The organism is Streptomyces sp. NPDC057854 (genome assembly GCF_042797055.1).
Taxonomy (GTDB): domain Bacteria; phylum Actinomycetota; class Actinomycetes; order Streptomycetales; family Streptomycetaceae; genus Streptomyces.
Map to the genome: position 1 here is coordinate 365,454 of NZ_JBHVMF010000002.1, position 17,574 is coordinate 383,027.

A 17,574-nucleotide genomic window follows, 5' to 3' on the forward strand; every position below is an offset into this window, starting at 1 on the left:
CGGGTGTTCGTGTGGGGTGGGGGGGTCTGGCGGGGTTTCCTGGGGGGCGGGGGGGCGACGGGGCCCCCGCGGGGGGGGGGGGGGGGGGCCGGGCCGGCGGGCCTCCACCGCCACCTGCACGCCTTCCCGTCGGTCGCGAACGCGGCGTCGAACGCGGTGTGCCGCAAGGCCGGGTTCGAACTGCTCGGCGAGGAGGACTTCGAGTACCCGCCGGGCCGTCCGATGCGCTGCAACGACTGGCGGCTCGACCTGGGTTCTACTGCGGACCGGTGAGCGGCCGGACGAAGTGGAAGGCCGCGATGTCGAATCGTTCCCGCAGGTAGAAGCGGTGGGCGCCGGTGCGCTGCGTGCCGGAGTCGAGGTTGAGCTCGTGGCAGCCGGCCGCGCGGGCGTGGTCCTCCAGGTGGGCGAGGAGTGCGTGGCCGACGCCGGTGGACCGGACGGCGGAGGCGGTCACCAGGTCGTCCACGTACAGCTTGCTGAGCGAACTGGTGTTGAAGACGAGGCGCCAGCCGGCCGCGCCGACGCACCGGCCGTCGTCGCCGTAGGCGGCCGAGAAGCGCAGGCCCTGCGCGTGGCCGCGCGCGTACACGTCCCGGAAGAGCGCCGGGGTGAGGTGCGGTCGCAGTTCGACGAGGACCGGGAGGAGATCGCTCTCCAGACGGGGATCGCCGGGCTCCAGATCGATGATCTTCATACGGGGACGGTAACCCGGGGGCGGGCGGGCTCCCCCGGAATACGGCCCGCGGCCGGGAAATGCCTGGCCCGCCGTCGCACCCCGGTGCGATCCTGTCCCCGTGAACGGACCGGAGATCCAGATCAGTTTCGCCCCCGGCCTGGCCGTCTTCGTCGCCGCGGAGCGGCGCTCGGGACGCACCGCCGTGACCACCGACGGAGTCTCCTCGCTCGGCCATGTCGTCGAGTCCCTCGGCGTGCCGCTCACCGAGGCCGGCCGGCTCCTGGTCGACGGCCGCCCGGTGCCGCCCGCGCACGTGCCGGCGGCCGGCGAGACCGTCGAGGTCGAGGGCGTCGCCCGGCCGCAGCCGGTACCCGGCGCGCCCCTCCGGTTCCTGCTCGACGTGCACCTGGGCACGCTGGCCCGGCGGCTCCGGCTGCTGGGCGTGGACGCCGCGTACGAGAACGAGGACATCGGCGACCCGGCGCTCGCCGCGCTGTCCGCCCGGGAGCGGCGGGTCATGCTCTCCCGCGACCGGGGGCTGCTGCGCCGCCGCGAGCTGTGGGCGGGGGCGTACGTCTACAGCGACCGGCCCGACGACCAGCTCCGCGACGTCCTGGAGCGGTTCGCGCCGCCGCTGGCGCCGTGGACCCGCTGCACCGCCTGCAACGGCCTGCTGACGGACACCGGCAAGGAAGAGGTGCGCGAGCGCCTGGAGCGCGGCACGGAGAAGACGTACGACGTCTTCGCGCGGTGCCAGGAGTGCGACCGGGTCTACTGGCGGGGCGCGCACCACGCCCGCCTGGAGGCGATCGTCGACGAGGCGGTCCGCGAGTTCGGCGCCGCCGCCCCGTAACGCCGCACCGTGATGCCGCGGTCCCGTAACGCCGCGGCCCCCGTGACACCGCCGCGCCGTCACTCCCCCGCGCCCGGGTCAGGGGTGCTCGGCGGTGAGGTACCGCTGGACGGTCGGCGCCACCCAGGCCACCAGTTCCTCCCGGCTCATCTCGGACGCCGGCGGCAGGTGCAGCACGTAGCGGGCGAGCGCCAGGCCGAGGATCTGGGAGGCGACGAGCGCGGCCCGGGCCGGGGCCTCCTCGGGCTTCGGGCAGACGCCGAGGGTGACGGGGCCGAGCTGCGCCCCGAAGATGGCCCGCATGCGGGCCGCGCCGGCCTCGTTGGTGACGCCGACCCGGAGCAGGCCGGTGAGCACGTCGTCCCGGTCCCAGCGGTCGAGGAAGTGGTTCACCAGGACGGCTCCGATGTGCTGCGAGGGCAGCGCGCCCAGCGGGGGGAGGGCGAGGTCGATCTCGGAGGCGGCGGCGAACAGCTTTTCCTTGTTGCCGTAGTAGCGCATGACCATCGAGGGGTCGATCCCGGCGTCGCGGGCGATGGCCCGGATCGTGGCGCGCTCGTACCCGTCAGCGGCGAAGCGCTCGCGGGCGGCCTCCAGGATCGCGGCCCGGGTGGCGTCGGAGCGGCGTGTGGTCGTCATGCCCACAACTGTATGCCAACAGGTGTTGACAGGCATGTCGCAGGGGCCTACCGTTGCCAACAAGCGTAGGCCAACAAGCGTTGACCGATCGGAGGCCAGCCATGAGCACCACCGGACACCGCACCCACGAAGCCGACCAGCCCGCCGACCCCGCCGCCGTCGACACCGACGTCATCGTCGTCGGCGCCGGACCCACCGGACTCCTCCTCGCCGGCGACCTCGCCGCCGCCGGCCTCGCCGTCACCCTCGTCGAGCGCCGCGCCGCCGGCCGCTCCAACCTCACCCGCGCCTTCGGCGTGCACGCCCGCACCCTCGAACTGCTCGACACCCGCGGCCTCGCCGACGCCCTGGAAGCCACCGGCACCCCGCTCACCCGGATGCGGCTCTTCGGCCGCGCCACCCTCGACCTCGGCCGGCTCCCCTCCTGCTTCGACCACATCCTCATCACTCCCCAGTACGAGGTGGAGAACCTCCTGGAGAAGCGCGCCGCCGACGCCGGCGTCACCTTCCGCCACGAGACCGCCCTGGACGCCCTCCGCCAGGACGCCGACGGCGTCACCGCCGAACTCACCGGCCCCGGCGGCACCCGCCTCACCCTCCGCGCCCGCCACCTCGTCGGCACCGACGGCCACCGCAGCACCGTCCGCAGCACCCTCGGCCTCCCCTTCCCCGGCACCAGCGTCATCCGCTCGATCGTCCTCGCCGACGTCCGCCTCACCGACGAGCCCGCCGAATCCCTCACGGTCAACGGCAACGGCGAGACCTTCGCCTTCATCGCCCCCTTCGGCGACGGCTGGTACCGCGTCATGGGCTGGGACCGCACCCGCCAGGTCCCCGACAGCGAGCCCGCCGACCTCGACGAGGTCCGCGCCCTCGCCTGCCGCGCCCTCGGCACCGACCACGGCATGCACGACGCCCGCTGGATCTCCCGCTTCCACAGCGACGAGCGCCAGGTCCCCGCCTATCGCGTCGGCCGGGTCTTCCTCGCCGGCGACGCCGCCCACGTCCACTCCCCCGCCGGCGGCCAGGGCATGAACACCGGCCTCCAGGACGCCGCCAACCTCTCCTGGAAGCTCATCGCCGTCCACCGCGGCGAGGCCCCCGACCCCGAGGCCCTGCTCGACAGCTACCACGCCGAGCGCCACCCCGTCGGCGCCATGGTCCTGCGCAGCAGCGGCGCCCTCGTCCGCCTCGCGATGGCCCACACGCCCGCCACGCGTGCCCTGCGCGCCGTCGCCGCCACCGCGCTCGACGTCGCCCGGCCCGCCGCCGCCAAGGCCATGAACATGATCAGCGGCCTCGGCATCGCCTACGCCCCCGCGCCCGGCGGCGGACGCACCTCCGGCCGCCGCGCCCCCGACGTCCCGCTCCGCGAGGGCCGCCTCCACGCCCTGCTGCGCGCGGGCGAGTTCGTCCTCATCGCCCCCGAGGGCGCCACCCCGGGCCTGCCGCCGCTCGCCCCGACCACCGCGGCCCGCGTCGTCCGGGCCACCTGGCAGGACCCCGCCCGCCGCACCACGGCCCTCGTCCGCCCCGACGGCTACGTGCTCTGGACCGACCGATGACCGCGCCGGCCACCCCGGCCGACCCTCAGAACACGTACGGGTCCCCGGTCGCGAGCACCAGCACCCGGTGCCGGTCGTTGAGCGAGTTCCGGTCGACGCCGCCGGCCCGCCAGGCCGTGCTCACCTCCACCGTCAGCTCCTGCGGCCGGCCCGCCGCCCGCAGATCCAGCGCCAGCTCACCGGCCGCGCCCCCGTCCGGCAGCGCGCCCGTCCGGCACGACACCACCCGGGAACCGCTCCACAGACAGCCCGGCGGCAGCTCCTGGCCGCCCGCCATGGGCGCGGAGAAGGCCAGCCGGACGGTGGCGTCCACGACGTCGGACGGACCGTGGTTCTCCGTCACCAGCCACACCCCGACCCGCCCCTCCCACAGGGACACATGCCCGTGGTGGGCCAGATCCGCCTCGGCCCCGACCACCTCGCCGACCGCCTCACCCCCAGCCCCGTCGACCACACCACCGACCACACCGTCGGCCACGTCACCTGCCACGTCACCGACCACACCGCCGGCCGCCGCACCGCCGGCGACGCCACCGTCCGCGCGGCTTTCCGCGCCCCCGACCGCGCCCCCGGCCGCGCCGGCGGTCGTCCCGGTACCCAGCACCACGAGCGCCGCGAGGGCCGCCCCGAGCACACCCTGAGAGATCACACGCATGAGCCAAAAATAACCGCAGACCATCCCATATTCTGACAATCCGTCAGCCCGCGTGTCCCCTGCCGCTCCCGCGCCGCCACCTATCCTGGCCACCACCACGACCGTCCACCTGTGCGAGGAGCCTCCGCCATGTCCGCCCCCATCGCCGTCATCACCGGAGCGAGCAGCGGCATCGGCGCCGCCACGGCCCGGCAGCTGGCCGCCGCCGGCTACCGCGTGGTCCTCACCGCCCGGCGCAAGGACCGCATCGAGGCCCTCGCCGCCGAGATCAACGAGGCCGGCCACCAGGCCACCGCCTACGCCCTCGACGTCACCGACCGCGCCGCCGTCGACGAGTTCGCCACCGCCTTCCGCACCCTCGCCGTCCTCGTCAACAACGCCGGCGGCGCCCTCGGCCTCGACCCCGTCGCCACCGCCGACCCCGAGGAGTGGCGCCGCATGTACGACGTCAACGTCCTCGGCACCCTCCACATGACCCAGGCCCTGCTGCCCGCGCTCACCGCGAGCGGCGACGGCACCGTCGTCGTCCTCTCCTCCACCGCCGGCCACGGCACCTACGAGGGCGGCGCCGGTTACGTCGCCGCCAAGAACGGCGCCCGCGTCCTCGCGGAGACCCTGCGCCTGGAGATCGTCGGCACCCCGGTCCGCGTCATCGAGATCGCCCCCGGCCTGGTGAAGACCGAGGAGTTCGCCACCACCCGCTTCCACGGCGACACCGAGCGCGCCGCCGCCGTCTACGCGGGCGTGGCCGAACCCCTCACCGCCGACGACGTCGCCGACACCATCACCTGGGCCTGCACCCGCCCCCCGCACGTCAACATCGACCTCCTGGTCGTCCGCCCCCGGGCCCAGGCGTCCAACACCAAGCTCCACCGCGAGCCGCAGCCGAAGCCCTAGCCGTAACCGCAGCCGCAGCCGCAGCCGCAGCCGTTCCGTAGCCGGCGAGAGACCGCGGAAACGAAAACGACGGCGGGAGGGGCCCGGTGCCGTGCACCGGACCCCTCCCGCCGAGCCGCCAGCCCCCTCAGCCTCAGGGAGCCGTTCAGCCCTTCACGCAGATGACCTGCTTGAGCTTGGCGACGACCTCCACGAGGTCGGTCTGCTGCTCGATGACCTTCTCGATCGGCTTGTACGCGCCCGGGATCTCGTCCACGACGCCGGAGTCCTTCCGGCACTCCACGCCCCGCGTCTGCTCCTCCAGGTCCCGCGTCGAGAAGCGCCGCTTCGCCGCGCTGCGGCTCATCTTCCGGCCCGCGCCGTGCGAGGCCGAGTTGAACGACGCCTCGTTCCCCAGGCCCTTCACGATGTACGAGCCGGTGCCCATCGAGCCCGGGATGATGCCGAACTCCCCGGAGCCGGCCCGGATCGCGCCCTTGCGGGTCACGAGCAGGTCCATCCCCTCGTACCGCTCCTCCGCCACGTAGTTGTGGTGGCAGGAGATCACCGGTTCGAAGGTCACCTTCGCCTTCCGGAACTCCTTGCGCACGACCTCCTGGAAGAGCGCCATCATGATCGCGCGGTTGTACTTCGCGTACTCCTGCGCCCAGAAGAGGTCGTGCCGGTACGCCGCCATCTGCGGGGTCTCGGAGACGAAGACCGCGAGGTCGCGGTCGATGATCCCCTGGTTGTGCGGGAGCTTCTGGGCCACGCCGATGTGATGCTCGGCGAGCTCCTTCCCGATGTTCCGGGAACCCGAGTGCAGCATGAGCCACACCGCGCCCGACGTGTCGACGCAGACCTCCACGAAGTGGTTGCCCGAGCCGAGCGTGCCCATCTGGAGCGCGGCCCGGTCACGGCGGAACTTCACCGCGTCCGCCACCCCGTCGAAGCGGGACCAGAAGTCGTCCCAGCCCGAGCTCGGGAACTGGAACAGGCGCTTCGGGTCCACTTCCTCCCGGTGCATGCCGCGGCCCACCGGGATCGCCTGCTCGATCCGGGAGCGGAGGCGGGAGAGGTCGCCCGGAAGGTCGTTCGCGGTCAAGGAGGTCTTCACCGCGGACATGCCGCAGCCGATGTCCACGCCGACCGCCGCCGGACAGACCGCGTCCTTCATGGCGATGACCGAGCCGACCGTCGCGCCCTTGCCGTAATGCACGTCCGGCATGACCGCGAGGCCCTTGATCCACGGCAGCGTCGCCACATTCCGGAGCTGCTGCATCGCGCCGCCCTCCACCGTGGAAGGATCGGCCCACATCCGGATGGGCACCTGCGCACCCGGTACCTCTACGTACGACATACTTCCTCGATTCCCCCGAAAAGTCCGATAACGCAAAAACCGGAGCCAAAGCCCGTACAGGTGACGGCGGACCGGCATCAACGGCAGCGCGTGCGATAGACATTGTGTCCACCCGCCTCCGCAGGGCGGCAAAGGGTTTTCGGGAAAGACTTCGGGAGAAGGGAGCCTGGGACGGTGCAGCGAAAGAGGTACTCAACCGGCCGCGCCCCTGGCACCCTCCTCGGCCTCGGCGCCGGTCTCGCCGCCGCGCTCGGCGCGCTGACCGGCTGCTCGGCCGCCGGACCGACCGAGGACGTCACCCTCGACGCGAAGGCCGGCGCCGCCGCCGCGCCCGTCGCCCCGCCCGGCCGCTACCGCACCCTGTTCGAGCCGTGCGGCGCCGTCCCCCAGCCCACGCTGCGCGAGCTGCTGCCCGGGACCGCCGCGCTGCCCGACGCCGACCGCGCCAAGGCCCTCCGCGGCACCGCCGCCGTCACGTACGACACCGACCGGCGCGTCGGCTGCACCTGGAACGCGGACACCGAGGACGGCGGCGCCCACCGGCTGGTGCTCGACGTGGAGCGGGTGGTCTCGTACGACCCGACGGTGAGCGACGCCGCGCGGGCCCAGGACGTCTACGCCCGCAAGCAGCTCGCGGCCGGGATCGCCGTACCGACGACGCCCCCGACGGCCACCGCCACGACCGCCACCGCCCCGACCGCCACCGCCACGCCGACCACCATGCCGCCCGCCACCGCCTCCGCGAGCGGCACCCCCGCCGGCCCCACGGGTTCCGCCCCCTCCGGCGCGACACCGCCCGCGGCGGACACCCCGTCCGCCCCCGCGACGACCGGTCTGGAGTCCCGCACGCTGGGCGGCCTCGGCGACACCGCGTTCGTCGACGACACCCTCGGAAAGGCCGGCGGCAACGGTCACCAGCGGGTCGTGAGCGTGGTGTTCCGCACATCGAACGTCATCGTCACCGTCGAGTACCGCCAGCGCACGACCGGCGCCGCGACGCCCCCGGACAGCAAGGAACTGCAGGACAGGGCGCAGAATCTGGCCCGGCTGCTGGCCGAGCGGCTGGAGGAGTAGCCCGCCCTCCGGTCTTCCGCACCACCCCCCGGGCGCCGGGGGGACCACGTAACGTGTCGGCGTACCCAGGGCCGCCAGGGCCGCCGACCGGCGCCGGCCGTACGACAAGCGACTGAAGGAACCATGCAGCGATCAGCTCCGCGACTCACCCGCATTCTCGCCGCCGCAGCCGTCCCGGTGATGCTCGTCGTCGCCGGCTGCTCCTCGGACTCGGGAAGCGGCGACAGCGGATCCGGGGACGCCGGCGCGGCCGCCAAGGCGACCGCGACCGCGTCGCCGACGCCGTCCCCGACGCCGACGGTCGAGCCGGCGAAGTTCGCGAAGCTGCCGGCGGCGTGCAAGGCGGTCACCGCGAAGACGGCGTCCTCGCTGGTGCCGAAGGCGAAGAACGAGAAGGGCACGGCGGCGGCCTCCTCCGACCTGTCGCACCGCGGCGGCTGCTCCTGGAACGGCCTGGAGGACAAGGGCGTCGACGGCTCGCAGTACCGCTGGCTGGACGTGTCGTTCTACCGCTACGACTCCGAGGTGTCGCTGGGCAGCGGCCAGGCCCGGGCGCAGGAGAACTTCGCCAAGGAGCTCGGCAAGGTCCAGGCCACCGCGGGCGCGAAGAAGATGAGCACCACGGCGGCCACGGGCATCGGCGACGAGGCGAAGACGGTGACGTACACCGTGAAGAAGACCGGCGAGGACTTCGTGTACGCGTCGGTCGTGGCGCGCACGGGCAACGTGCTGGTGCTGCTGTCGTACAACGGCGCCGGGTACGCCGGCGCGGACACGCCGGACACGAAGAAGATCGTCGCGGGGGCGACGAAGGCGGCGAAGGAAGCGGTCGCGGCGGTCGCGGCGGCCAACAAGTAGTTCTACCCCTGTGCGGGGCGGCCAACCGCCGTCGGCCGCACGGGGAGTGAGACAAACCGACACAGACGGTGTGTCGGAGCGGAGCCCGTCCCTCCCCAGGGGGTCGGGCTTCGTTCATGTGTGCCACTCTGGGGCCCGCGAGACGTCGAACACGGGAGGGGATCGCGGGTGGCCGCGATGGAACTGACACGCACACACCGCATACTCATCGGGCTCGTCATCGGCGGCGCGGTGATCATCGCGGGGATCGGTTTCGCGGGTTCGTACGCGGCCGTGCGCGAGCTTGCCGTGCACAAGGGCTTCGGTACGTTCTCGTACTTCTTCCCGATCGGCATCGACGCGGGCATCTGTGTGCTGCTCGCGCTGGACCTGCTGCTGACGTGGCTGCGGATCCCGTTCCCGCTGCTGCGGCAGACGGCGTGGATCCTGACGGCGGCGACGATCGCGTTCAACGGCGCGGCGGCCTGGCCGGACCCGCTGGGCGTGGGCATGCACGCGGTCATCCCGGTGCTGTTCGTGGTGGCGGTCGAGGCGGCGCGGCACGCGGTCGGCCGGATCGCGGACATCACCGCGGACAAGCACATGGAGGGCGTGCGGCTGACCCGCTGGCTGCTGTCGCCGGTGCCGACGTTCCGGCTGTGGCGGCGGATGAAGCTGTGGGAGCTGCGCTCGTACGACCAGGTGATCAAGCTGGAGCAGGAGCGGCTGATCTACCAGGCTCGGCTGCAGGCGCGTTTCGGGCGCGGCTGGCGGCGGAAGGCGCCGGTGGAGGCGCTGATGCCGCTGCGGCTGGCCCGGTACGGCGTCCCCCTGTCGGAGACGGCCCCGGCGGGCCTGGCGGCGGCGGGCGTGGAGCCGGTCCTGATCCCGCCGAACCCGGCCCAGGTCGCCGCGGCGACGGCCCCGGTGGCGGTCGCCGCCCCGGCCCCGCAGCAGCTCGCCCCGGCCCCGCTGCCGGCACCCCAGCCCGCGGAACAGCCCCAGCCCCAAGCGCAACCGCAGCCCCAGGCACAGCCGCAGCCGAATCACGACAGCCCCTGGTTCGACACGTCGCAGGTCACCCCCGAGGGGTACGGCGGCGCGTACTCCGCTCAGTCGCCGGGGCAGGTCCCGCCGGACCAGATGCACGGGGAGCAGATGCCGGCGGGGCAGATGCCGGTCGCGCAGATGCCGACCGAGCAGCTGCCGGTCGAGCAGGCCCCCGCGAGCGCTCCCGAGGGCTTCCTGGAGAAGCTGCCGCCGTCGGAGGCCGAGCAGCAGGGCCCCGAGCTGTTCGGGGTTCTGCAGCACCCCGACCCGACCCGGGAGCCCGACCCGCAGACGGACGAGCTGCGGGAGGCCGCGTACAAGGTGATGTACGGCTTCGTGCAGGAGAACGAGCGCTTCCCGACCCCGTACGAGCTGGAGCAGCACGTGGCGGCCGCGCTGTACAACCTCCAGCAGCTCCCCGCCCAGCAGTCCGACCTGCTCCAGCTGGTGACGCCGGAGGTCCAGCAGCTCGTCCAGCAGGACATGGAGGAGTACGACCCGTCCTGACGGGTCGTGACCGACAGACGAAAGGGCCGCCCCCGCGCACGGGGGCGGCCCTTCGTCGTCCGGTGTCAGCTCACGCGTCTCACGCGCCGAGCAGCTTGCGCACCCGGTCCGCGCCGACGGCGAGGAGCAGGGTGGGCAGGCGGGGGCCCGTCTCACGGCTCACGAGGAGCTTGTAGAGCAGGGCGAAGAAGGCGCGCTGGGCGACCTTCAGCTCCGGGGTGGGCTTGGCCTCGGGCGTGAGGCCGGCCATGACCTTCGGGACGCCGTAGACCAGGGTGGTCAGGCCGTCGAGGGACCAGTGGCTGTCGAGGCCCTCCAGGAGCAGCCGGAGCGACTCGCGGCCCTCGTCGTCCAGGGAGCCGAGGAGCTCGGTGTCAGGCTCCTCGCGGACGATGGTGCGCTGGTCGGCCGGGACCTGGGTGGTGATCCAGTTCTCGGCGCGGTCGAGCCGCGGCCGGACCTCGTCGAGCGAGGTGACCGGGGACTCCGGGTCGAGGTCGGTGAGGATCCGGAGGGTCTGCTCGTCGTGACCGGCGGTGATGTCCACGACCGAGGCCAGGGTGCGGTACGGGAGCGGGCGCGGGGTGCGCGGCAGCTCGCCGGCGGCGGTGCGGGCGGCCCGCGCGTGGGCGGCGGCGTCGGCGGGCAGCGCGGTGCCGTCGGCGACCTTGGCCTCCAGCTTGTCCCACTCGTCGTACAGCCGCTGGATCTCCTGGTCGAAGGCGATCTTGAAGGACTGGTTGGGCTTGCGGCGGGCGTAGAGCCAGCGGAGCAGCTGGGGCTCCATGATCTCCAGGGCGTCGGCGGCGGTGGGCACGCCGCCCTTGGAGGAGGACATCTTGGCCATGCCGCTGATGCCGACGAAGGCGTACATGGGGCCGATGGGCTGGACGCCGTCGAAGAGCGAGACGATCTGGCCGCCGACCTGGAAGGAGGAGCCGGGCGACGAGTGGTCGACGCCGGAGGGCTCGAAGATGACGCCCTCGTAGGCCCAGCGCATCGGCCAGTCGACCTTCCACACCAGCTTGCCGCGGTTGAACTCGCTGAGCTTCACGGTCTCGGCGAAGCCGCACGAGGTGCAGGTGTAGGCGAGCTCGGTGGTGTCGTCGTCGTAGGCGGTGACGGTGGTGAGGTCCTTCTCGCACCGCCCGCAGTAGGGCTTGTACGGGAAGTAGCCCGCGCCGCCGCCGGAGCCGTCGTCCTCGGCCGCCGCGCCGGAGCCCTCGGCGGCCTCCAGCTCGGCCTCGTCGACCGGCTTCTGCGACTGCTTCTTCGGGGCCTTCTTCGTCCGGTACTGGTCGAGGATGGCGTCGATGTCGCCGCGGCGGCGCATGGCGAGCAGGATCTGCTCGCGGTAGGCGCCGGAGGTGTACTGCTCGGTCTGGCTGATCGGGTCGTACTCGACGCCGAGCTCGGCGAGCGCGTCGACCATGGCGGCCTTGAAGTGCTCGGCCCAGTTGGGGTGGGGCGAGCCGGCCGGGGCGGGGACGGACGTCAGGGGCTTGCCGATGTGCTCGGCCCAGGACTCGTCGATGCCCTCGACGCCGTTCGGCACCTTGCGGTAGCGGTCGTAGTCGTCCCACGAGATGAGGTGGCGGACGGTGTAGCCGCGGCGGCGGATCTCGTCGGCGACCAGGTGCGGGGTCATGACCTCGCGGAGGTTGCCGAGGTGGATCGGGCCGGAGGGCGAGAGGCCGGAGGCGACGACGACCGGTTTGCCAGGCGCACGTCGCTCCGACTCGGTGATGACCTCGTCCGCGAAACGGGAGACCCAGTCGGTCTCGGTGCTGCTCTGAGCCACGGTCGGTACGTCCTTCTTTCCAGATCCTTGCGGGAATCCCTCGAAGCCTTACGCCTGCCATTGTCCCAGACGGATCGGGCCGCCCCGAGGTTGTCCACAGGCGGGATTCCTCGCGGGCCGCTTTGTCCACAGCCTGGGCACGGGCGGAAAAAGACGTTGCCCGCCCATGGGACACTTGACAAGCGAAATAGACCACCGGGACACCCGGACACGACACAACAGGAACGGAAGCTCATGGCCTCGGTCCCTTCCCTCGCTTCGACCGTGCAGCAGCGCCTCGCGGAAGGCCTCTCGGCAGCCCTGCCGGAGGCCGGCTCCGCCGACCCGCTGCTGCGACGAAGCGACCGGGCCGACTTCCAGGCCAACGGCATCCTGGCGCTGGCCAAGCAGCTCAAGGGCAATCCGCGTGAGCTGGCGACGAAGGTCGTGGACGCGATCCCGGCGAACGACGTGCTGCGGGAGATCGAGGTCTCCGGCCCCGGCTTCCTCAACATCACGGTGTCGGACGCGGCGATCGTCCGGACGCTGGCGGCCCGCGCCGCCGACGCGCGCCTCGGCGTGCCGCTGAACGAGGCGGCGGGCACGACGGTCATCGACTACGCGCAGCCGAACGTGGCGAAGGAGATGCACGTCGGCCACCTCCGGTCGGCCGTGATCGGCGCCGCGATGGTGGAGATCCTGGAGTTCACGGGCGAGACCGTGGTCCGCAGGCACCACATCGGCGACTGGGGCACCCAGTTCGGCATGCTCATCCAGTACCTGATCGAGCACCCGCACGAGCTGGACCACAAGGGCGACGAGGAGGTCTCCGGCGAGGAGGCCATGTCGAACCTGAACCGGCTGTACAAGGCGTCCCGGGCGCTGTTCGACTCGGACGAGGACTTCAAGACGCGGGCACGCGCCCGCGTGGTGGAGCTCCAGGCCGGCGACGAGGAGACCCTCGCGCTGTGGCAGCGGTTCGTGGACGAGTCGAAGATCTACTTCTACTCGGTCTTCGAGAAGCTCGACATGGACATCCGCGACCCCGACATCGTCGGCGAGTCCGGTTACAACGACATGCTCCAGGAGACCTGCCGGATCCTCGAGGAGTCGGGCGTCGCCGTCCGCTCCGAGGGCGCGCTGTGCGTGTTCTTCGACGACATCAAGGGCCCGGACGGCAACCCGGTCCCGCTGATCGTCCAGAAGTCCGACGGCGGCTTCGGCTACGCGGCGACGGACCTGTCCGCCATCCGCGACCGGGTGCGGAACCTGAAGGCGACGACGCTGCTGTACGTGGTGGACGCCCGCCAGTCGCTGCACTTCAAGATGGTCTTCGAGACGGCCCGCCGGGCCGGCTGGCTGAACGACGAGGTGAAGGCCGTCCAGCTGGCCTTCGGCACGGTCCTCGGCAAGGACGGCAAGCCGTTCAAGACCCGTGAGGGCGAGACGGTCCGGCTGGTGGACCTGCTGGACGAGGCGATCGACCGGGCCTCGGCCGTCGTCCGCGAGAAGGCCCAGGACCTCACCGAGGAGGAGATCGCCGACCGGGGCGCCCAGGTGGGCATCGGCGCGGTGAAGTACGCGGACCTGTCGACCTCGGCGGCCCGCGACTACAAGTTCGACCTGGACCAGATGGTCTCGCTCAACGGCGACACGTCCGTGTACCTCCAGTACGCGTACGCCCGTATCCAGTCGATCCTGCGGAAGGCCGGGGACGCGAAGCCGGCCGCCCACCCGGAGCTGGAGCTGGCGCCGTCGGAGCGGGCCCTCGGCCTGCACGTGGACGGCTTCGGCGAGACGATCGCCGAAACCGCCGCCGAGTACGCCCCGCACAAGCTCGCCGCGTACCTCTACCAGCTGGCGTCGCTGTACACGACGTTCTACTCGGAGTGCCCCGTCCTCAAGGCGGACACCCCGGAGCAGGTCGAGAACCGCCTCTTCCTGTGCGACCTCACGGCCCGCACGCTCCACCAGGGCATGGCCCTGCTCGGCATCCGGACGCCCGAGCGCCTCTGACCGCCGCCGGGGCGGGTGGGTCTACGGCTGTGCGACCCACTCGCCCTTGTCGGGCCAGTAGCCGTAGACGGTACGGCCCTCGATGGCCTGCGTACGGAACGGCTGCCCGCCGTCGTCGACGCGTACCGTCCCCTTCCTGTCGCCGGTGCTCCACTCCAGCTCCAGGTACCAGGCGACGACGTGCTCCTCGGTGTGCACGTCGAGGTTGAGGACCTGCGGGTCCCCGGTGGCGACCTTGTACGGGAAGTCCTTCGCCGGCACGACCCGGTCGCCGTCCTGCCCGGCGACGGCCTTCACGTACGGCCGGGGCGCGTCGAGGTCCACGTCGAAGGTCTGCGGGGTGACCCCGCTGCCGCAGCCGTCGCCCATGGAGTACGCGTCCCGGGCCGGCGGCCGGTCGCGCTCGACGACCCGCACGCTGAGCCGCGACAGCACGACCGGTTCCCGGGTGCGTCCGGTGACGGTGAGCTGGAGCTGCATGTGCCCGCCGTCGACGCCGCCGAGCGCGCGCGCCCACGGGCGGGTGTCCTGGGGCGGGGGCGGCGGCGGCACGTGCTGCGGCTTCTGGTCGAGGACGTAGTACTGGCCGCAGGGCTGGGCCCAGTTGTACGAGCTGATGCCGGCGTTCAGCGGGGCGGGCTCCGCCGTCGCGCCCGAGGCCCCGCGCGGCTCCTTCTCCCCGTCCCGCGCCACCAGGTAGGCACCCGGCACGGCGAGCGCGACGACCGCGACGGCGGCGAGACCGCTGACCCACCGCCTCCGGGCGGGCGCGGCACCGCCCCCGGCGGGGTCCACCGCCACGACGACGGGCTCGACGGACTCGGCGGACGCAGCGGATCCGGCGGCTTCGCCGGCGGGCTCGGCGGGCTCGGCGGGCTCGGCGGGCTCCACGGAATCGGCTGAATCGGCTGAATCGGTGGCGGCCGAGTCGCCGCCCCGCCCGCGGGTCTCGTCGGCGACGATCCACGCGCGGTGGAGCGCGACGAGCTCGTCGCGGGTGGCCCCGCACAGCCGCCCGAGCCGTTCCACGGGGGCGAAGTCGGTCGGGACGGCGTCGCCGTTGCAGTACCGGTGGAGGGTGGAGGTGCTGACGTGGAGCTGCTTGGCGAGCGAGCCGTAGCTCAGCCCCGACCGCTCCTTGAGCCCCTTCAGCAGTCCCGCGAACCGGTCCACGGTGTCCATCCGTCGCTCCCCCGTACCCGTCGGCGTCCCAGGAACGCGTTCCGGGCAAGGTGCGTCTCCCCAGGTCAGCGGGGGTGGAAGCGTTCCAGCGTTCCTCATTGTGCCGCGTCGATCGACAGCGGGTCACACCGGCTCGCAGCATGGAGCCATGCCGAACAGCCGCGTCATCGACGCCGTGGCAGTGACGGTCCTGGTCATCTGCACCGCGATCGTGATCACCCTGCTCGACGGCCACTGACCGACCGAACCGACCGAACACTTACGGGGGAACCCGCATGCGTACGACCGCCCGCCGCCTCGCCCTGCCCGCCGCCGCCCTCGCCGCGACCCTCGCCCTGACGGCCTGCCAGTCGTCCGGCGAGAAAACGGCGGCCGCACCCACCACGACGCCGACACCCACGGCCCCGTCCACGGCCCCGTCCACGCCCACCGCCCCTCAGACGACCGCCCCGGGCGCCACCACCGCCACCCCCGCTACCCCGGCAGCCACCAAGCCCCCGGTGACCACCGCCCCGCCGGCCACCCCCTCCCAGAAGTCACCCGAGAAGGCCCAGGACGGAAAGGCACAGGACGGGAAGGCACCGAACGGAAACGCCCAGGACGAAAACACCCCCCTCCGCCCCTGCACCGCCGCCGGCGTGAAGGTCGTCGCGAGCAAGGTCAGCCGCCCCCTCAACCACCTCGCCCTGACCGTCACCAACACCGGCGCCCGCAGTTGCAACGCCGCCGGGGCGCCCCTGGTCGGCTTCGACCACAGCCAGGCGCCGATCAGGATCGTCGAGGAGAGCAAGCCGCAGGCCGTGGTGACGCTGGCCCCCGGGGAGTCGGCCTACGCGTCCCTGATCCTGACCGGGGAGCCGGGCGGGGACACCCACGGCACGACCGTCCGCACGATCAAGGTGAACCTGACCCCGGACAGCATGGTGACGGTGGCGGCGCCGGAGGGCACGTACGTGGACGACGGCGCCGCCGTCTCGTACTGGCAGCGGGAGTTCGAGGACGCCCTCCAGTACTGAGGACTCCGGCCGCCTACCGGTTGATCGGGTACGACGTCCGCCCGGACGCCTCGTCGATCTCCGTGTGCGCCTTCTGGAGCAGCTGGGAGGCCAGGTCCATCAGGGCGCGGGCCCCGGCGATCTCCTCGCCGACCCTGAGCTGCTCCGGATCGGAGGGGTGCCGGTTCGCGGTGCCGTGGGCCCGGAACTCGGTCCCGTCGGTGAGCCGGACCATCGCCGCGGCCCGCGTCCGGTCGCCCTCCTCCTTGAACTCCATCTCCACGTGCCATCCGACCAGCGTGTGCATCATGAGGATCACCTCCACCGAGGTACCTGTCGGCTACCCCTCCAGAGTGCGCCGGGCCGTGGGCGGCGGCGACCCGTGCGTTCCGGGTCAGCGGCTCCCGGCGGAGATCATCCGGGCGGCCTCGGTGGCCCAGTAGGTGAGGATCATCCCGGCGCCGGCCCGGCGGATGCCGGTCAGGGTCTCCAGGATCGCCTTCTCGCGGTCGATCCAGCCCTTCTCCGCGGCGGCCTCGACCATCGCGTACTCGCCGCTGATCTGGTAAGCGGCCACGGGCACGTCCACGGACTCGGCGACCTTCGCGAGCACGTCCAGGTACGGGCCGGCGGGCTTCACCATCACCATGTCCGCGCCCTCCTCCAGGTCCAGGGCCAGCTCGCGCAGCGACTCGCGGAGGTTGGCGGGGTCCTGCTGGTAGGTCTTGCGGTCGCCCTTGAGGGAGGAGCCGACGGCCTCGCGGAAGGGGCCGTAGAAGGCGGAGGAGTACTTCGCGGTGTACGCGAGGATCGCCACGTCCTCCTTGCCGATGGTGTCCAGGGCGTCCCGGACGACGCCGACCTGGCCGTCCATCATCCCGGAGGGGCCGACGACGTGGACGCCGGCGTCGGCCTGGACCTGCGCCATCTCGGCGTACCGCTCCAGGGTGGCGTCGTTGTCGACCCGGCCGTGCTCGTCGAGGACGCCGCAGTGGCCGTGGTCGGTGAACTCGTCGAGGCACAGGTCCGACATGATGACGAGCTCGTCGCCGACCTCGGCCTTCACGTCCCGGATGGCGACCTGGAGGATGCCGTCCGGGTCCGTCCCGGCGGTGCCGAGGCCGTCCTTCTTGGCCTCCTCCGGCACGCCGAAGAGCATGATCCCGGAGACTCCCGCCTCCAGCGCCTCGACGGCGGCGCGGCGCAGCGTGTCCCGGGTGTGCTGGACGACGCCGGGCATCGCGCCGATCGGCACGGGCTCGGTGACGCCCTCGCGCACGAAGGCGGGCAGGATCAGGTCGGCCGGGGAGAGACGGGTCTCCGCCACCATCCGGCGCATGGCGGGCGTCGTCCGCAGCCGTCGTGGACGGGCCCCCGGAAAGCTTCCATACGAGTTCATCCCACGAATCTACGCCCGCCCCGACCCCGCACTTACCGACACCCTGTTGCCGTCCGCCGGCCCGCCGGCCCGCCACCGACGCCCCGAAACGCCCCCACGCCGACGCA

Annotated in this window: 16 protein-coding genes and 1 pseudogene; 9 read left to right on the forward strand and 8 right to left on the reverse strand. The window is 72.7% G+C overall.

Translation table 11 applies throughout. From position 1 onward, the window contains the following. Positions 1-102: 102 nt before the first annotated feature. A pseudogene (locus ACFVQZ_RS05970) lies at positions 103-273 on the forward strand (GNAT family N-acetyltransferase); the annotation flags it as partial. Here the strand turns inward: ACFVQZ_RS05970 and ACFVQZ_RS05975 are convergent. Further along, complete coding sequence (locus ACFVQZ_RS05975) at positions 257-697, reverse strand: GNAT family N-acetyltransferase (RefSeq protein ID WP_030495165.1); 441 nt, start codon at positions 695-697, stop codon at positions 257-259. The pseudogene ACFVQZ_RS05970 and the gene ACFVQZ_RS05975 overlap by 17 nt on opposite strands. Before the next feature lie 100 nt (positions 698-797). On the opposite strand from ACFVQZ_RS05975, the gene ACFVQZ_RS05980 reads away from it, so the two are divergent. Continuing rightward, positions 798-1,532: a Mut7-C RNAse domain-containing protein gene (locus tag ACFVQZ_RS05980; RefSeq protein ID WP_030495164.1), complete on the forward strand. Its 735-nt coding sequence runs from the start codon at positions 798-800 to the stop codon at positions 1,530-1,532. A 78-nt stretch (positions 1,533-1,610) separates the two neighbouring features. Here the strand turns inward: ACFVQZ_RS05980 and ACFVQZ_RS05985 are convergent, their stop codons facing one another. Further along, positions 1,611-2,171 (reverse strand): helix-turn-helix domain-containing protein, encoded by a 561-nt coding sequence (locus ACFVQZ_RS05985; protein WP_030495163.1) that lies wholly within the window; start codon positions 2,169-2,171, stop codon positions 1,611-1,613. 101 nt (positions 2,172-2,272) lie between these two features. On the opposite strand from ACFVQZ_RS05985, the gene ACFVQZ_RS05990 reads away from it, so the two are divergent. Continuing rightward, the gene (locus ACFVQZ_RS05990) at positions 2,273-3,736 is read left to right on the forward strand and encodes an FAD-dependent monooxygenase (protein WP_383619966.1); all 1,464 of its coding nucleotides are present in this window, start codon (positions 2,273-2,275) and stop codon (positions 3,734-3,736) included. A gap of 25 nt (positions 3,737-3,761) precedes the next feature. On the opposite strand, the gene ACFVQZ_RS05995 is transcribed toward ACFVQZ_RS05990, so the two are convergent. Beyond that, positions 3,762-4,391: a hypothetical protein gene (locus tag ACFVQZ_RS05995; RefSeq protein WP_383619968.1), complete on the reverse strand. Its 630-nt coding sequence runs from the start codon at positions 4,389-4,391 to the stop codon at positions 3,762-3,764. 129 nt (positions 4,392-4,520) lie between these two features. Between ACFVQZ_RS05995 and ACFVQZ_RS06000 the strand changes: the two genes are divergently transcribed. Next, the gene (locus ACFVQZ_RS06000) at positions 4,521-5,288 is read left to right on the forward strand and encodes an SDR family NAD(P)-dependent oxidoreductase (protein ID WP_030495160.1); all 768 of its coding nucleotides are present in this window, start codon (positions 4,521-4,523) and stop codon (positions 5,286-5,288) included. Positions 5,289-5,433: 145 nt separating this feature from the next. Here ACFVQZ_RS06000 and ACFVQZ_RS06005 read toward each other — a convergent pair whose 3' ends face one another. Then, positions 5,434-6,627: an RtcB family protein gene (locus tag ACFVQZ_RS06005; RefSeq protein WP_030495159.1), complete on the reverse strand. Its 1,194-nt coding sequence runs from the start codon at positions 6,625-6,627 to the stop codon at positions 5,434-5,436. A 174-nt stretch (positions 6,628-6,801) separates the two neighbouring features. Between ACFVQZ_RS06005 and ACFVQZ_RS06010 the strand changes: the two genes are divergently transcribed. The 3 genes from ACFVQZ_RS06010 to ACFVQZ_RS06020 all read left to right on the forward strand — a co-directional run bounded on the left by ACFVQZ_RS06010 (position 6,802) and on the right by ACFVQZ_RS06020 (position 10,095). Continuing rightward, positions 6,802-7,701 (forward strand): DUF3558 domain-containing protein, encoded by a 900-nt coding sequence (locus ACFVQZ_RS06010; RefSeq protein WP_383619971.1) that lies wholly within the window; start codon positions 6,802-6,804, stop codon positions 7,699-7,701. Between the two features lie 123 nt (positions 7,702-7,824). Beyond that, positions 7,825-8,559 carry a hypothetical protein gene (locus ACFVQZ_RS06015; RefSeq protein ID WP_030495157.1) on the forward strand — a complete coding sequence of 245 codons (735 nt, stop codon included), beginning with the start codon at positions 7,825-7,827 and terminating at the stop codon, positions 8,557-8,559. Between the two features lie 168 nt (positions 8,560-8,727). Further along, on the forward strand, positions 8,728-10,095 hold the full coding sequence (locus tag ACFVQZ_RS06020; RefSeq protein ID WP_383619973.1) for a DUF2637 domain-containing protein: 1,368 nt from the start codon (positions 8,728-8,730) through the stop codon (positions 10,093-10,095). Positions 10,096-10,174: 79 nt separating this feature from the next. Here the strand turns inward: ACFVQZ_RS06020 and lysS are convergent, their stop codons facing one another. Next, on the reverse strand, positions 10,175-11,896 hold the full coding sequence (gene lysS, locus ACFVQZ_RS06025) for a lysine--tRNA ligase (protein ID WP_383619975.1): 1,722 nt from the start codon (positions 11,894-11,896) through the stop codon (positions 10,175-10,177). Between the two features lie 234 nt (positions 11,897-12,130). Between lysS and argS the strand changes: the two genes are divergently transcribed. Continuing rightward, a complete protein-coding gene (gene argS / locus ACFVQZ_RS06030) occupies positions 12,131-13,891 on the forward strand; it encodes an arginine--tRNA ligase (protein WP_030495154.1) in 1,761 nt (586 codons plus the stop codon). 21 nt (positions 13,892-13,912) lie between these two features. On the opposite strand, the gene ACFVQZ_RS06035 is transcribed toward argS, so the two are convergent. Then, positions 13,913-15,073: a helix-turn-helix domain-containing protein gene (locus tag ACFVQZ_RS06035; protein WP_383619977.1), complete on the reverse strand. Its 1,161-nt coding sequence runs from the start codon at positions 15,071-15,073 to the stop codon at positions 13,913-13,915. A 275-nt stretch (positions 15,074-15,348) separates the two neighbouring features. Between ACFVQZ_RS06035 and ACFVQZ_RS06040 the strand changes: the two genes are divergently transcribed. Then, positions 15,349-16,089, forward strand: a complete 741-nt coding sequence (locus ACFVQZ_RS06040) for a DUF4232 domain-containing protein (RefSeq protein ID WP_383619979.1) — start codon at positions 15,349-15,351, stop codon at positions 16,087-16,089. Positions 16,090-16,102: 13 nt separating this feature from the next. On the opposite strand, the gene ACFVQZ_RS06045 is transcribed toward ACFVQZ_RS06040, so the two are convergent. Both ACFVQZ_RS06045 and hemB read right to left on the reverse strand, forming a co-directional pair. Then, positions 16,103-16,375: a DUF1876 domain-containing protein gene (locus tag ACFVQZ_RS06045; RefSeq protein ID WP_030495151.1), complete on the reverse strand. Its 273-nt coding sequence runs from the start codon at positions 16,373-16,375 to the stop codon at positions 16,103-16,105. 87 nt (positions 16,376-16,462) lie between these two features. Then, the gene (gene hemB, locus ACFVQZ_RS06050) at positions 16,463-17,467 is read right to left on the reverse strand and encodes a porphobilinogen synthase (RefSeq protein ID WP_030495150.1); all 1,005 of its coding nucleotides are present in this window, start codon (positions 17,465-17,467) and stop codon (positions 16,463-16,465) included. Between the last annotated feature and the right edge of the window lie 107 nt (positions 17,468-17,574).

Bases quoted from the DNA above. Each gene is read 5' to 3' on its own strand.
- ACFVQZ_RS05975 (WP_030495165.1), bottom strand. From the start codon at position 697: ATGAAGATCATCGATCTGGAGCCCGGCGATCCCCGTCTGGAGAGCGAT.
- ACFVQZ_RS05985 (WP_030495163.1), bottom strand. From the start codon at position 2,171: ATGACGACCACACGCCGCTCCGACGCCACCCGGGCCGCGATCCTGGAG.
- ACFVQZ_RS05990 (WP_383619966.1), top strand. From the start codon at position 2,273: ATGAGCACCACCGGACACCGCACCCACGAAGCCGACCAGCCCGCCGAC.
- ACFVQZ_RS05995 (WP_383619968.1), bottom strand. From the start codon at position 4,391: ATGCGTGTGATCTCTCAGGGTGTGCTCGGGGCGGCCCTCGCGGCGCTC.
- ACFVQZ_RS06000 (WP_030495160.1), top strand. From the start codon at position 4,521: ATGTCCGCCCCCATCGCCGTCATCACCGGAGCGAGCAGCGGCATCGGC.
- ACFVQZ_RS06005 (WP_030495159.1), bottom strand. From the start codon at position 6,627: ATGTCGTACGTAGAGGTACCGGGTGCGCAGGTGCCCATCCGGATGTGG.
- ACFVQZ_RS06015 (WP_030495157.1), top strand. From the start codon at position 7,825: ATGCAGCGATCAGCTCCGCGACTCACCCGCATTCTCGCCGCCGCAGCC.
- argS (WP_030495154.1), top strand. From the start codon at position 12,131: ATGGCCTCGGTCCCTTCCCTCGCTTCGACCGTGCAGCAGCGCCTCGCG.
- ACFVQZ_RS06035 (WP_383619977.1), bottom strand. From the start codon at position 15,073: ATGGACACCGTGGACCGGTTCGCGGGACTGCTGAAGGGGCTCAAGGAG.
- ACFVQZ_RS06040 (WP_383619979.1), top strand. From the start codon at position 15,349: ATGCGTACGACCGCCCGCCGCCTCGCCCTGCCCGCCGCCGCCCTCGCC.
- ACFVQZ_RS06045 (WP_030495151.1), bottom strand. From the start codon at position 16,375: ATGCACACGCTGGTCGGATGGCACGTGGAGATGGAGTTCAAGGAGGAG.
- hemB (WP_030495150.1), bottom strand. From the start codon at position 17,467: ATGAACTCGTATGGAAGCTTTCCGGGGGCCCGTCCACGACGGCTGCGG.